This window comes from Brevundimonas sp. GW456-12-10-14-LB3 (assembly GCF_059424365.1).
In genome coordinates this window covers 1-14,159 of sequence record NZ_JBWKZJ010000015.1, presented here as the reverse complement: position 1 = coordinate 14,159, position 14,159 = coordinate 1, and the positions used below count along the sequence as shown (strand labels likewise).

Here is a 14,159-nt window from a genome sequence, read left to right as displayed (position 1 = left end):
CTAGGTCTCGCCCGAACCCCCAGCCCGCAGCTCAGCGAGCCGGCGATCGGAGGCTTCGGCCACAATCTGGCGGAGCAACTCGATGCGCTCTCCGAGATAGGCGAGCTCCTCCTCCGTGATGCGGTAGTGGCGCGAGTAGCGAGCCTTCACATAGGCCGCGCGCAACAGTTCGAAGCAGCGCTTCTGGAACTTGGTCTCCTGCGGCCACACCTCGCGCAGGCGGGGTTCCAGCGGCTCCGTGATCTTCCGGAGATGGACGAGGTTGTGGCTGCGAGGCGCATAGAGCGTCAGGACGAGCAGCAAGCCCTGATACAGGGACTCGGTCGCTTGATGCAGATTGAACGCTGCGAGCTTTAGCTCGTGATCGTCGATGCAGAACCGCGCGATTTTCGTGAAGCCGTTCGAAGCTGCTTTCCACTCCTCGACGTACTCCATCGTCTCTTCCAGTGCGGTCGCTGGCGGAAGAGGCTGCGGGTCCGACAGCTTCACGCCGGGCGTATCCTTCAGGACGACGCCCTCGCGGACGATGTCGATGAAGAACGGACGGCCGTGCTCCAGCTTGAAGTTCACGTCGTCGAGGCTGTGAACGATGAGCTCGGTGGAGGTGCGCATGGCGCCGAGCGTCCACTGCTCCATCAGCTCCTCGTTGACCTTCTCCCAGAACTCGATGTCCGTGAGGTCCTCGTGATCGACGATGACCAGCAGATCGAAATCCGAGAAGTAACGGCTGATCGGATCGTGGACCCAGTCGCCTCGTGCGTAGCTCCCGTAGAGGATGATCTTCAGGATGCGACCGTTCTTCAGTCGGTCGGCCCGTCGCGTCGAGATTGCCTTGGCGAACCCCTCCTCGATGATGTCGACGTACCGTTCCAGCTCGCGCTGCTTGGTCGGCGACAGTTTGCGGAGAGGGCGTTTCATGGGGTGAGTCTCGGAAATGCCCGGCCTCGAAGCAAGGTCGAAAACATCGCATACCTGTCGCAGCGGCGATCGGGCATCAGAACAGGGGCTCGTGATCGACGTCGTCTCGCCGCAGGCCGTAACGCCGGATCAAAAGCGCTTCCAGCGCGTCCGGATCTCTCATTCGTCCGCCCTGCAAGCCCCACGAACCGACGTGGGCGCCGATGAACATCAGCCTGTTCACTCTGATGGCCTCTTCCGAAAAGGCCTCGGCGGACAGAGCTTCATCCGGTTCTTCAGGCCTGCTCAATTCGGCTTTCGCCTTCTCCATCACCTCGCGCGACGGTCTTCCCACCACATCGAACGAAAAGCGGGCGTTCAAGGCGATGTTCGCCAGGATGCTCAGGATTTCCCAGTCCTTGAGTCCCTCGTCGCGCATCGCCGCGAGGCGGGCGCGCACATCCGGATCCGCTAGAATTACTGGGAGGGTGTGCCGGAGATAGGCGAACGAGCGATCGTACCGCTGCTCAATCGACACTGCGGCTTCATCCGCATCGTATCCTGGCCCGGGGCCCGTCGGCCCCGACAGCGCCTCGATCTTTCTGAGCTCAAAGACGCGTTCGGGCTCGATGGCCGGCAACGCCTGGCGGATCGCCTCGCCGAACGCCTCCTCAGAGATCAGGTCTCGGTAGAGTTCCGGGTAAGGGCGAGCGGTGAAGAGCTCGCCGGCGAGCGCTTCCATCTGGTCGCTCAGTGCTTCGGCCGCTTCCGTCGGCGGCAACAGCGACAGGGCTCCGAGGATCGGAGCGAGGACGCCTTGGATCATCGGCCATGGGTCTAGCGGGCCCCCAGATGGAAGGGTGAGGCTGAAGGTGCGTATTGTGGTCGGCGTGCTGGGTTCGACTTCCTCGAACGCAGGCTCCGCGCGTGTCGGATCCACCCGCACATCGATATGCACTTCACCCGGAAGGGTCACCAGATCGACCCGGAGCAGGATGACGGCGAAAAGCTGGAGGCTGGCTATAACCTGTTCGGCCTCGGGCACGACGGCGTAGCGGTTCTCGAACACGCACGTCCAATCGATATCCATCGCGCGCCAGCGAACGGTTCGTTTGGGGCCAAAATCACTGAACGGACGATCAAGGAAAGCCTCCTGGAGACGCTCCCACAGTTCATCCGGGTTATCCTGCATCCAGAAGCCGTCCGCCGACTCAGAAGCGGACCGGATTGGATCCCAGAGAACAGGCGGCCAGTCGGCGTACAGTCTGTCAAAGGTCGGCAGCGCCTCGGGGGCGAGTCTGAGAAGAGCCCCACGCCACGTCGTCAGTTGCCCGATGTTGACATTGAGGTCCGAGTGCTTCTGAAGGTTGAGAGGGTCCGCTTTATGCTGGACATGAGCGTGCAACATCGCCGCCATCGCCTGAATGAAACCAACCGCGCAGCCTGAGTTGTCCTCGAAGTCCGCCACGGACAAGCGCGCGGTGGGCAGAAGCGGGCCGAGCGCGTCATCGGGGTGGTACTCGGCAATGAAGGCCGCCGCGAGCGCGTAGTTCTTGGCTGCGTAGGTCAGCCCCAAATCCCGGCAGCAGCCTGCGAGCAGGAGCATGACGCGGACGGCGCCCTCGATGCGGTCCCCAGAAAACCACTTCGCCTTGGCCTTGTGGAGCTCGCGGATCGCCGTCAGTGGATGATCATTGTCCAGAAGCGCGAGCGCCCTTCTGAGCGCCTTTTCACCCGCCACGGCGCCGCCGGCCCGCTCCGCAATCAGTTCGTCGGCGCGTTCCGCCAAGGCGAGCAACTCCGCATCCTCGCCCGTGATCGCGATCACCTTGGTCAGGAAATCCGAGAAGTCTTCGATCGGAAAGAGTGGCGTAGACTTGGCTTCATCGAGCATCCGTCCCCAATCCGAACGAGACGCGTCGGGATCGCTTGGTGCGTCCGGAGCGCTCGGGAGTCCGCTGATGTGCCCGCGGACGCGAAGTAGCCCGGTGCGACGCACCGGGCCGGGCGCGGTCTCGATCTCGCGATCGATTACGTCGAGAAGGGTGTTTCGCCACGCAACGAGCTCCTCCAATGAGCCGTGATAGGTCGAGTGGAGCAAGCCGCCGTGCGCATAGACGAGCAAGGTGGCTGCGTTCTGCAGGTCAGCCTGCCCGGTCCATTCACCGACGTCGGAGTAGTAGTCGCGGAGCCTGTGCGCCTGGGGGTTCAGATCCCCGAACCCTCGAAGGGACGCGACCGCGATCTCATAGGCCGCGTTCCGGGCGAGACCACGCGGTGCAGCCTCGTGCGCCGCGAAGACCTCCATCTTCGAAATCCAGAAGCGGAGATCGTGACGTGCTTCGATGTCGAAGGTCGCTCGCCGCACACCGCGCTTTATGTCCGTGAAGTCGGCCTGGCTTATCACCAGCGGTTCGCGGTCTCGCCAACGGGCAAGACGATCATCGTACCCGTCGCCACTCGCAGGACCTGCGGGGCCGGTCTCGGCCGGCAGCGAAAGGTACTGCTGGGCGATCCAGAACAGGTCGCGATCTGCCAGCCATTCGGCGATCGCCTGGCCATCGAAAATCCTGAGCTCGATGTTGTGCTCGTCTCTCGCCCACTTCTGCAATCTGCGGCGCCGACCGATCGGGAAATCCGCCTCGCAGAAGTAGACGATCTCATCGACGGCCCCGCCCGCGACGATGGACTTCACATCCTTCTTGATCTTCGGTTCGATCCGCTTCTCGAGACTGCAGGCGAACACGACCTCGCGGGCTCCGGAGGCCTGTGCGACGAACGGCGAGTTCGCGGTCAAGGGAAGCGGCAGGTTCGTCCTGAACGACTCGAAATCCCGGCCTCCATCACCGCCCGCACTGACGGGGCCGGTCGCGGGCAGGATGTTCGAATAGAGCCGAGCTCGCGCGACGTGTCGCGTCAGATGCTCGAAGTCATGGTGCGCATTGAGCGCGCCCAGCTCGTTCAGGTGATAGCGGAGAACGCGAGAAAGCTGTGCTGGCGAGGGGCCGTCGGCCAAGGCGTATTTGTCCCGTCTAGGTTTTTGCGCCCGTTTCCGGGTCCTAGCTGTAGTTGTGATGCTGATTTGGTTGCTGTGGAAGGCTAACGGAAGTCCCGCGTTCGCACCCGGATCGCCTCAAGCGACAGATCGGGGATGTATATGTCCCGCACCTTGGGCGTGCGGGCGTCGGGCGCGCTGCCGCGATAGACCTCGTCGCCCCGGCCGTGCGGCAGGGGGAAGTGATCCCGCTGGCCTAGTGACGCCAGCAGGTCGGATGCGTCGTGCAGGCGTGTCGCCACGATGTGGACGACCTCGCCCTCGCGCTGGACCTTCCCGTCCACGACGAGAAGGCTGGCGCCGAGCACGATTCGGCGCTGCTGTTCATAGAGGCTGGGCCAGATGACCAGATTGGCGACGCCGGTCTCGTCCTCGATGGTGATGAACATCACGCCCTTGGCCGACCCGGGCTTCTGACGGACGAGCACCAGACCCGCGACCCGGGTCTGGCGGCGGTCCCGCATCGCCGAGGCGTCGGCGCAGGTCATGACATGACGTGACTGGAGGGTGTCGCGCAGGAAGGCGACCGGATGCTCGCGCAAGGTTAGGCCGACATGGCTGTAGTCCTCGACCACCTCTTGGCCCGCCGGCATTCCGGGCAGGGTCGCGTCCGGCTCAGCGACCTCCGGCGTTGTCGCGCCATCGTCCTGGACGACGGCGAACAGAGGCAGGGGATCATCGCGCAGGGCCCTGATCGCCCATAGCGCCTCGCGCCTTTGCAGCCCCAGCGACGGCAGGAAGGCGTCCGCCTCTGCGAGGCGGGTGAGGGCGCCGACCGGCGTCGAGGAGCGTCGCCACACATCCTCGACACTGGTGAAGGCGGCCGCCCGCCGGTGAACGATGAGGCGCCCTGCATCCGCGTTCGCCAGGCCGCGCACCATGCGCAGGCCGAGGCGGACGGCGAACCGGTCCTCACGGTTGGTGGGCTCAAGCGTGCAGTCCCAGCGGCTGGCGTTGACGCAGACCGGGCGGATTTCGACGCCGTGCTCACGGGCGTCGCGAACGATCTGGGCCGGGGCGTAGAAGCCCATGGGTTGGGCGTTCAGCAGGGCGGCGCAGAAGACGTCAGGGTGATGGCATTTCAGCCAGGATGAGGCGTAGGCGATCAGGGCGAAGGACGCCGCATGGCTCTCGGGGAAACCATAGGAGCCGAAGCCCTCCAGCTGGCTGAAGGTCTTCTCGGCGAACTCGGCCGTATAGCCGCGCTCCACCATGCCGTTGACCAGCTTATCCTTGAAATGGCTGACGCCGCCGGTGAACTTGAACGTCGCCATGGCCCGGCGCAGTTGGTCCGCCTCGGACGCCGTGAACCCGGCGCATTCGATGGCGACCCGCATCGCCTGTTCCTGGAAGAGGGGGACACCGAGCGTCTTGCCCAGCACCCGCTCCAGCTCCGGCTTGGGATAGTCGACCGGCTCCTTGCCCTCGCGCCGCCGAAGATAGGGATGGACCATGTCGCCCTGGATCGGGCCGGGGCGGACGATCGCCACCTCGATGACCAGGTCGTAGAAGGTGCGCGGTTTGATCCGGGGGAGCATGGCCATCTGGGCCCGGCTCTCGATCTGGAAGACCCCCAGCGTGTCCGCCTTGCGGATCATCGCATAGGTCTTCGGATCCTCGGCCGGGATGGAGGCCAGATCGAGCCCGACGCCCTTGTGGTCCCGCAGCAGGTCCAGGCCCCGCCGCATGCAGCTCAACATGCCGAGCGCGAGCACATCGACCTTCATGAACTTCAGGGCATCGATGTCGTCCTTGTCCCATTCGATGACCTGGCGGTCCTTCATCGCCGCAGGCTCGATGGGGACGAGATCGTCCAGTCGGTCGTCCGTCAGGACGAAGCCGCCCGGGTGTTGGCTCAAGTGCCGGGGAAAGCCGATCAGCTGGCGGGACAGGTCGAGCGCCAGCCGAAGGCGACGATCCTGGAGGTTGAGGTTCAGTTCCTCGGCGTGTCGATCCTCGACGCCCTCGCTCGAATAGCTCCAGACCTGGGACGACAGCGTCTTGATCAGATCCTCGGACAGGCCGAGCGCCTTTCCCACGTCGCGCAAGGCGCCGCGCGACCGATAGCGGATCACGGTGGCGCACAGCGCCGAGCGATCGCGGCCGTAGGTCTCATAGACCCACTGGATCACCTCTTCGCGTCGTTCGTGTTCGAAATCGACGTCGATGTCCGGCGGCTCCTTCCGCTCCTGGCTGACGAAGCGTTCGAACAGCAGGTCGTTGCGGCCCGGGTCGATCGAGGTGATGCCCAACACGAAACAGACCGCCGAATTGGCGGCCGATCCCCGGCCCTGGCAGAGGATGTCCCGGCTTCGGGCGAAGCGGACGATGGAGTTCACCGTCAGGAAATAGGGCGCATAGCCCAGGGCCTCGATCAGCGTCAGCTCATGCTTCAGGCTGGCGCGGACCTTGTCCGGCAGACCGTCCGGGTAGCGATCAGCCGCGCCCTCCCAGGTCAGTCGCTCCAGCGCCTGCTGCGGGGTCAGGCCGGGCAGGGCGGCCTCTCTGGGATATTGATACGACAGCTCGTCGAGGCTGAACCGGCAGCGCTCGGTGATCTCGACCGCCCGGCGCAGAGCGTCCGGATAGCGGGCGAATAGCCGGTGCATCTCCTCGGCGCGCTTCAGATGACGATCGGCCGATCGTTCCCGCTTGAAGCCGACATCGTCGATCGTGCAGCCCTCGCGAATGCAGGTCAGCACGTCCTGAAGGATGCGGCGGTCCGGGTGGTGGAAGAGGACGTCGTTGGTCACGACGGTCTTCACCCCAAGATCCTGCGCCAGCTCCGACAGCTGATGCAGCCGCATCTGGTCCCGGGGGCGTCGCCGCAGGGTCAGGGCGCAAAAGGCGTCAGCGCCGAAGATGTCGGCCAGGGCCGAGAGGCGTCGGCGGCACGACGCATCGGCGCGATCGGTGACGAGCGCGGCGATCAGGCCTCCGGCATGGTCCGCCAGATCGGACCAGTCGAGGCGACACGCGCCCTTGCCTGCGCGCCCCTTGCCGAGGGTCAGCAAGCGACACAGGCGACTGTAGGCCGCCCGATCGGTCGGATAGACCAGTATGGCCGTCTCATCGACGAGCTCGAGACGACAGCCGATCACCAGTCGGACCCCGGTCGCCTTGGCGGCCTCGTGCGCCCGCACGATGCCGGCGACGCTGTTCCGGTCGGTGATGGCGAGCGCCTCCAGGCCGCAGACGGCGGCCTGGGCGAACAACTCGTCGCAACTGCTCGCGCCACGCAGGAACGAGAAGTGGGAGGCGCACTGGAGTTCGGCATAGCGCCGCGTCGCGGTCTCGCTCATCCGAACCGGCCGTGGATGAACCAGGCCTGGGAGCCGGTCTTCGCATCCTCGCCGTCGCCGGCCCGGAACAGCCAGAAGCGCTCGCCGGCGTCGTCCTCAACCTGGAAGTAGTCGCGGACCGCCCACATCTCCGCATCGCGTCGCCCCCACTCGCCGAAGATCCGCTCCGGGCCGTCGGCCCGGCGAATCCGGCGGCGAACGCCGCGCCATGTGAAGTGGGTCGGCGGGTTATCGGGCAGGAGTGCGATGGTCTCGATCGGCTCCGGCTTGCGGAACAGCCGCGTCGGGCGCGGCCAGTCCGGCGCCCAGGCCCCGCCCGTCGGGGCGGACAGGGGCGCGACCTTCCGGGTGGAGCGCTCCGGGACGTCGCTTTCCACCGGAGACAGTCGATAGAGCTGGTCGGCGCCGATTCGGTTCGCCAGCGTATCGACGAGCAGGGACACGTCCGGTGCGGCTTCCGCTCCGAGACTCGTAGCGGCGGGCCGCCAGTTCAGCGGCTCGGCCGCGCTGGCGGCCAGCGTCATGCGGTCGATGCCGAAGCCGGGCGCGATCGTTTCGATCTTGTCGGTCAGCAGCCGGGTCAGTCGGCGCACGTCGCGCACCGGCCGGGCCAGACCCACGCGGACGGCCTCGATCCGGTTGTCCACGCGGTAGCAGAGCCAGTCGAGCCGCCGCGCCCCCAGGCCGCGCGTTTCCAACTGCCCACACAGGGTTTCGGCCAGGGCGCCGGCGTACCGGGCCAGGGTTTCGGGGGCCCCGATCGGCTCGGCGAAGACCCGTTCGACGCGGGGCGTCTCAGGCGCCTCGACCGGGATCAGGGGCTCGCCCGACCGGCCATAGGCCTGGTCGAGACGCCGGCCCAGCTCCGCTCCGAAACGGAGCTGGAGAGGCGCGCGGGGCCGGTGGGCGACGTCGCCGATCCGCTCGAACCCCATTCGCCTCAGCCCGGCGGGAAGGTCCGCCGGGAGGCGCAAGGCCTCCAGCGGCAAGGGGGAGAGCGCCGCATCGACGCCGTCGTCCGCGATGAGGCTCTGGTTGGCGCGGAAACGGGCGACCGCATGGGCGGCGCCGAGCGTGGGGCCGACGACGCCCCGACTGGTCACGCCGACGCCCTGAAGGCGCGTCGCCAGATCGCGCAGAAGCGCCGCCTCGCCTCCCTTAAGATGGGCGGCGCCGGTGACGTCGATCGCCAGCCCATCCGGCGGATCGGCCTGGCACACGGGGGCGTAGCGGTGCATCGCCCACAGGGCGAGGCGGTCCAGAGCCTCGGCGTCGCCATGCGGATCGGCGTCTCTCACGTCCAGACCCGGGATCAGGGCCTGGGCCTGGGTCGCGGCCATGCCGACGCGCGCGCCGGAGGCGGCGGCGGCGGCGTTGCAGGCTGTCACGACTCGTTTGCGACCGATCCGGCCGGTGAGGACGAGAGGATGCTCAGGCGGCGGCGCGTCGGCGCCCAGCCGGCGGTGCAACCGATCGACGGGCCAGTTCGGCAGGAAGAGCGAGACGACCCGTCTCATCGCAAGCGTCCAGAATAAAGTCCGCCGCGTCGGCGCCGCGGCAACGCATAAGTTCGATCCGCCATCGCGCCCGACCGATCCCGGGGACCGGCAAGGGCGCCGATGGCTCGGCGCTGACGCGCCAGCGCGTGGCGGCGGCGGTCGGCTGGCCGAAGTCGGCGGCCTCCGCCGCCCGGCGCCATCGCCGGACCGCAAGGCCGATGACGCCCGACGCCTCGGCGGCCAGCTGCAGCCGACGTGAGGCGGTCATGGTCAGGCGGGACGTCTCGCAGACGACGCCCGCCAGCCCGCCATGGCGCAGGCCTTCCTCGAAACATGCCATCAGCGCCTTCTCGTCGCCCGCCTCGACGTAGATGACCCGGTCCGGTCCCAGCCCTGCATGGTTGAGCGCGGGGGCGAACAGGTCGGGGCGGGTGATGCACCACAGAACCGGTCCGGGCAGACGGGCGACGATGCCCGCTGCGAACAGGGCGGCCGCCGCGCCGCCGACGGCATCGTCGCCGCCCCCGGCCACCTCGTGGAGCGCCCCGAGCGCCAGACCTCCGCCCGGCAGGGCGGCGTCCAGCGTCGCCACCTCGAACGGCAGCACGCCGGCCGCGCGACGGTCAGCCTGCTCCAGCGCGCGAACCTTGGCGCGCAGATCGTCGAAGTGGGCCGAGCGGGCGGCCGGCATAGACGAACTCCTCCTCGTCTCTACAATGTTCCTGAAATGTTCTGGTTCGAAGGTGAGGCCGGAGTCAATCCGGCCGGCGCCTTTTCCCCCGGGATTTGCGGCGACCCCGGAGCCGTGAAATCCTCGGCGCGACGTCACGGGAGCTCAGGTCATGTGCAACGAGTACCAACTCATCCTGCCGTTCGACGATGTGATCGCGGCGTTCAATCTGACGGGAAATCGGCTCGTCTTTCCCGGCGGCATGCCGAACTTCGGCCCGATGGCCTCGATCCGCATCGGGGATCGGGCCCCGATCATCCAGATGGGGGCGGAGGGGCCCGAAGCCGTCATGACCCCCTGGGCCTGGAAGGGGCAGGGCGGACGCCCGGTCTTCAACTTCCGATCCGACGGGCGATCCTTCGAGGGGTCGCACCGGTGCCTGATCCCGGCGGACGGCTTCTTCGAGTTCACCGACCCCGAACCCGGACAGAAGCGAAAGACCAAATGGCGCTTTACCCTGTTCGGCCAGCGGCTCTTCTGGGTGGCGGGCCTGATCAAGGAGGGCGCCTTCGCCATGCTGACCACCGAGCCGGGGAAGGATATCGCCCCCTATCACGACCGGCAGATCGTGGTGCTTCGGCCCGAGGACGGTGCGGCCTGGCTCGACCTTCAGCGGCCCCAGACCGAACTGTTGCGGGCTCTGCCCGCCGGGAGCCTCGACGTCGAGAAGGTCTTCCCCGCCGCCGCCTGAGCGCCGGTTTGAGCCTGGGCGGGTCGGGGCCTGACCGACCATGCCGGGGACCGATAGCGGTGACGGGGTGTTCGGGGCGGCCGGGGTCTCGCATCCTTTTCGCGCCAGCCGGCGCTGCCTCTCGATGAGGCGGATCTGACCGAAACCCGGTCGGCTGGCGCAACCGCTTGCGCGACTTTCATCCCCGGCCTGACGGCCTTCCTCGCGAAACAAGAAAGTCTCTTGTCGCGGTCCTCCGCTTCGCTGCGGGGGCTCGCTCCGCTCTCCCTGCGCGCCGCCCGGGCCCCGGTCTCCCGATCGCCATCGAGGCCGCGGCAGGCGTGGCCCGAAGCAAAGGAGAGACTGACATGGCCACCATCGGCACCTTCACCGCCCAAGGCGACGGCTACACCGGTTCGATCAAGACCCTCACCCTGAACGTCAAGGCGGCGGTTCTTCGGCCCAACGAGAAGAACGACGACAAGGCCCCCGACTTCCGGATCTTCGCCGGCCAGACCGAGTTCGGCGCCGCCTGGAAGCGCAAGAGCCAGCAAGACCGCGACTACCTCTCGGTCAAGCTCGACGATCCCAGCTTCCCGGGACCGATCTACGCCTCCCTGGTGGAGGTCGAGGGCGGACACAGCCTGATCTGGTCCCGCTGACCCAAGAGCCGCGGGGGGGCGGAGACCGCGCCGCCGCTCCTTCTTCCCACACTCCGTTTCGAGGAGGCCGCCATGACGCGCCCCGCCGATCCCGCACGCCCGGACATCCACACCCGGATCACCCAACAGATCATCGCCCAGCTCGAAGCCGGGGTCCGCCCCTGGACCCAGCCCTGGAAGGCCTCGATCTCCGTCAGCCGCCCGCTCCGCCATGATGGAACGCCCTACAACGGCATCAATGTCGTCCTGCTCTGGGGCGAAGCGGCCAGCCGGGGATTCAGCCGCTCCACCTGGATGACCTTCCGTCAGGCGCTGGCCCTCGGCGCCCACGTCCGTAAGGGCGAACGCGGCGCGACGGTCGTCTACGCCAACCAGATCGTCCGTGAGGACACCGACGACACGGGCGCGGACGTCCAGCAGCGCATCCCGTTCCTGAAGGCCTACACCGTCTTCAACGTCGATCAGATCGAAGGCCTGCCGGAGCGCTTCGGCGAACCGGAGATGATCGAGATTAATCCGGATGAGCGGATCGCCCGCATCGACGGCTTCTTCAGACACTGCGGCGCCGAGATCCGGCACGGCGGCGGCAGCGCCTACTACGCCCCGGGTCCGGACCATGTGCAGATGCCGCCGTTCGAATGTTTCGAGACGGCGGACGACTACTACAGCACCCTCGGCCACGAGATGACCCACTGGACGCGCCATCCCACGCGTCTCGATCGGGACCTGGGCCGTCAGCGCTTCGGCGACGCCGGCTATGCCCGCGAAGAGCTCGTCGCCGAGCTCGGTGCCGCCTTCCTCTGCGCGGACCTCGGGCTCGCCCTCGAACCGCGCGAGGACCATGCGGCCTATATCGCCAACTGGCTCGAGGTCCTGAAGGTCGACAAGCGCTTCATCGTCTCGGCGGCCTCGCACGCGCAGAAGGCGGTCGACCATCTGCACGGTCTGCAGCCCTGAGGCCGGGACGGGCCGACGAGCCGTCGGCCCGCTTCCTCAGAAGTCGAGGAAGATCGCGGCCTTCTGTCGGTCCGCGAGGCTGACGACTGTGTGCGTGAACGCCGCGTTCTCGGCGTAGCTGGCCTCGAGAAGACCGATGAGGCGCTCCCGGTTGCGCGCCTGGGTCGGGCTCAGGGCGGCCTTCAAATCCCGAACCTCGTGCTCGTCCACACTGGAGATCCAGCTGAAGAATTTGGCGAGGAAGCCGACCATCACATCGGAGACCTGGACGCCGGGATCGTCATGCGACCTCTCGACGAAGCGATAGTTGCAAAAGGGGGCGTCGCCGTCGGTCAACGTCATCCGGGCGAGCTCGCCGGAGACGACGTCCTCGGCGTCGAAGATGTGGCTCGCATTCTTCAAGATGCAGATGCGCTCCAGGAAGAAATCCCGGAAGCCGTCGATCAGAACCCGCGCTTCCCCGCCCTCGATGAAGGGCAGGGGATGGTGGCGGCCCATCTGCAGCAGGCCCCGCAGCATCTGGTAGCCGAAATGATCCAGCAGACCGGCGTGATCTTCCGCGAAGGCGATCAACTCGGTCATGAAGGCGTGCCGGTTTTCCGGCTTCAGGTCGGGATAGTCGAACCGGGCCATCAGGGCCGCGGTCCGGGCGCGGTCGTCGCGAAGCACGGTGCAGAGGTCCGACTTCAGGGTTTCCCCGAAGCCGTCCGGCATTTCCCCGGCCGCCAGCACCGAGTCGACGACATCGACGACGGACCAGTAGAAGGGGTCGAGCGCGAGGTAGTGGACGAGGAGGTCTTCCTTCAGCGCCCAGTCGAGAAACGTTTCCAGCTTCCTCGACCCGAGGACCTTCGGAAACTCGCCCCGGCCGAAGAGCGCGAAATGCAGCTCCTCGGCGTTGGGCTGGATGAAGGCCCGCGCCCTCAGCGGCGCGACATCGATCGGGGTCGAATCCCGACGACCGAGACCGCCGAGCACCCAGCAGTTCAGATCCGGGACGTTGAAGGCGTCGGCCTGGAGATGCAGTCGCCGGATATTGTTCGTTTCGTCGTAGTAGAGCCAGTAGGCCCGGTCGGCGTGGATCAGGCCGTGCGCCTTGATGGCCGTCCGCCTCAGCATGTTCACGTCGATGACCGGGCTCGTCGTCCCGGAGGGCTCGCTCACGCCTCGTCCTTCCCGGGGCGGGGCAGGGCGAGACGCTCGGCCGGGTGGACCTCGGGGAAGCGGTCGACCGTCCCGCGCCAGTCGTCCATCGCCGGCGACAGCCAGCGGGTCATCTCCAGCATGGCCTGATGCAGCTTGGGCAGGTTCCAGTAGAGAATGGGTTCGTGGTGGGCGATCCGGTTCCGCAGGAGCCGCACCTGTGTCAGGCGCGCGGTGAAGTCCTTCCTGGCCAGGAAGCGGCCTTCCCGCGTGGCGATCCGGTGCAGGGTGCGCTTCCACAGATCGTCCTGCTCCCGCCCGAACATCGAGGTCCAGAAGCTGAAGGTCAGGGCGGCGACCACGCGGCCGTCCTCGATCGGCTTGCCCGCCTCGGTCAGCTCGGCGATCGCCGTGCGCACCTGTTCGGCCTGACGGTCGGTGACGTGACCGGCCTCGGGCTGGAACCAGCCCGGGCCATGGGCCTCGGACATCACCGTATGGATGCGATTGCGCAGCGCCACCTCCAGGGCCTGGAGGGGCACATAGAGGGCTTCGGAGACCTGGGTGTTCAGCGTATAGAGTGCCACGGCGCGCTCGCGGTCGCCTTCCGCCCACGCGACATAGCGGGCGAAGCGTTCGAGAGAGAGCGCGGCTTCCACCGCATCGGCGTCGGCCGCCGGCCTTGCATCAGGGTGGGTCATGGATTATCTCTACCTGCGTACACCCCGGGATCGCCTCTGCTGCAAAGCATGCCCCCGGGGTAAATCAATTCTGGGCCCGGACTTTACGGCTGACGCAGTCCCACCGGAGTGGAGACACGAAGCCGGGCGGCCTCCCGATCCTTGCGCGCCTGGGTGAACTCGGGTTCGAGCTTGCGGACCCGTTCGATCAGACCATCGAGATGGTAGATGTTGGAGGCCCAGTCGCCGGCCGCCGTCTTGCGCATCTCGCGACGCACCAGGCCGGCCTGCTCAAGCTGCCGCATATTGGTCTGGATAGTCTTCGGCTTCACACCGATGCGGCGGCCGAGCTCCGCCCGCGACGGGAAGGGGGCGCGGTTCGGGTCCCGGTAGTAGTCCAGCAGCTGAACCAGGATGTTGAACTGCATTGCGGTCAGCCCCAGTCGCGACTGCGCCTGGATCAGGATCGACGGGATGCCGGCATAACCGTTGGCGATGACGGCCTTGCCCCAGATCCGGTCCTGCGACGCGGCGGTCTTGGCGGGGGGCGGGGCGGGGGCGAGC

At 67.0% G+C, this 14,159-nt stretch carries 11 protein-coding genes; 3 read left to right on the top strand and 8 right to left on the bottom strand.

Going from position 1 to position 14,159, the window contains the following annotated elements; translation table 11 throughout:
- The 5 genes from AC07XS_RS08180 to AC07XS_RS08160 form a co-directional block, all read right to left on the bottom strand.
- Complete coding sequence (locus tag AC07XS_RS08180; RefSeq protein ID WP_182714074.1) at positions 1-918, bottom strand: HEPN domain-containing protein; 918 nt, start codon at positions 916-918, stop codon at positions 1-3.
- A 76-nt stretch (positions 919-994) separates the two neighbouring features.
- Entirely contained in the window at positions 995-3,913 is a 2,919-nt protein-coding gene (locus AC07XS_RS08175; protein WP_182714075.1) for a hypothetical protein, read from the bottom strand.
- A gap of 83 nt (positions 3,914-3,996) precedes the next feature.
- A complete protein-coding gene (locus tag AC07XS_RS08170) occupies positions 3,997-7,254 on the bottom strand; it encodes an error-prone DNA polymerase (RefSeq protein WP_182714076.1) in 3,258 nt (1,085 codons plus the stop codon).
- Positions 7,251-8,771, bottom strand: coding sequence for a Y-family DNA polymerase (locus AC07XS_RS08165; RefSeq protein ID WP_182714077.1), 1,521 nt, complete (start codon positions 8,769-8,771; stop codon positions 7,251-7,253). Before AC07XS_RS08165 ends, AC07XS_RS08170 begins: the two co-directional genes overlap by 4 nt.
- Positions 8,686-9,444 carry a damage-inducible protein gene (locus AC07XS_RS08160; protein WP_182714078.1) on the bottom strand — a complete coding sequence of 253 codons (759 nt, stop codon included), beginning with the start codon at positions 9,442-9,444 and terminating at the stop codon, positions 8,686-8,688. Before AC07XS_RS08160 ends, AC07XS_RS08165 begins: the two co-directional genes overlap by 86 nt.
- A gap of 151 nt (positions 9,445-9,595) precedes the next feature.
- On the opposite strand from AC07XS_RS08160, the gene AC07XS_RS08155 reads away from it, so the two are divergent.
- From AC07XS_RS08155 to AC07XS_RS08145, 3 genes are all read left to right on the top strand, one after another.
- Positions 9,596-10,174 carry an SOS response-associated peptidase family protein gene (locus tag AC07XS_RS08155; RefSeq protein WP_182714079.1) on the top strand — a complete coding sequence of 193 codons (579 nt, stop codon included), beginning with the start codon at positions 9,596-9,598 and terminating at the stop codon, positions 10,172-10,174.
- 347 nt (positions 10,175-10,521) lie between these two features.
- The gene (locus tag AC07XS_RS08150; protein ID WP_182714080.1) at positions 10,522-10,815 is read left to right on the top strand and encodes a DUF736 domain-containing protein; all 294 of its coding nucleotides are present in this window, start codon (positions 10,522-10,524) and stop codon (positions 10,813-10,815) included.
- Between the two features lie 72 nt (positions 10,816-10,887).
- On the top strand, positions 10,888-11,772 hold the full coding sequence (locus AC07XS_RS08145; RefSeq protein ID WP_182715198.1) for a zincin-like metallopeptidase domain-containing protein: 885 nt from the start codon (positions 10,888-10,890) through the stop codon (positions 11,770-11,772).
- Positions 11,773-11,808: 36 nt separating this feature from the next.
- Here the strand turns inward: AC07XS_RS08145 and AC07XS_RS08140 are convergent, their stop codons facing one another.
- From AC07XS_RS08140 to AC07XS_RS08130, 3 genes are all read right to left on the bottom strand, one after another.
- Positions 11,809-12,936 (bottom strand): hypothetical protein, encoded by a 1,128-nt coding sequence (locus AC07XS_RS08140; RefSeq protein WP_182715199.1) that lies wholly within the window; start codon positions 12,934-12,936, stop codon positions 11,809-11,811.
- A complete protein-coding gene (locus AC07XS_RS08135) occupies positions 12,933-13,616 on the bottom strand; it encodes an Abi family protein (protein ID WP_054766354.1) in 684 nt (227 codons plus the stop codon). Before AC07XS_RS08135 ends, AC07XS_RS08140 begins: the two co-directional genes overlap by 4 nt.
- 83 nt (positions 13,617-13,699) lie before the next feature.
- The coding region (locus AC07XS_RS08130) for a helix-turn-helix domain-containing protein (RefSeq protein ID WP_182715200.1) at positions 13,700-14,159 on the bottom strand (460 nt) is incomplete at its 5' end.

Coding starts and splice junctions, on each gene's coding strand:
- AC07XS_RS08180 (WP_182714074.1), bottom strand. CDS start 918: ATGAAACGCCCTCTCCGCAAACTGTCGCCGACCAAGCAGCGCGAGCTG.
- AC07XS_RS08170 (WP_182714076.1), bottom strand. CDS start 7,254: ATGAGCGAGACCGCGACGCGGCGCTATGCCGAACTCCAGTGCGCCTCC.
- AC07XS_RS08165 (WP_182714077.1), bottom strand. CDS start 8,771: ATGAGACGGGTCGTCTCGCTCTTCCTGCCGAACTGGCCCGTCGATCGG.
- AC07XS_RS08160 (WP_182714078.1), bottom strand. CDS start 9,444: ATGCCGGCCGCCCGCTCGGCCCACTTCGACGATCTGCGCGCCAAGGTT.
- AC07XS_RS08155 (WP_182714079.1), top strand. CDS start 9,596: ATGTGCAACGAGTACCAACTCATCCTGCCGTTCGACGATGTGATCGCG.
- AC07XS_RS08150 (WP_182714080.1), top strand. CDS start 10,522: ATGGCCACCATCGGCACCTTCACCGCCCAAGGCGACGGCTACACCGGT.
- AC07XS_RS08145 (WP_182715198.1), top strand. CDS start 10,888: ATGACGCGCCCCGCCGATCCCGCACGCCCGGACATCCACACCCGGATC.
- AC07XS_RS08135 (WP_054766354.1), bottom strand. CDS start 13,616: ATGACCCACCCTGATGCAAGGCCGGCGGCCGACGCCGATGCGGTGGAA.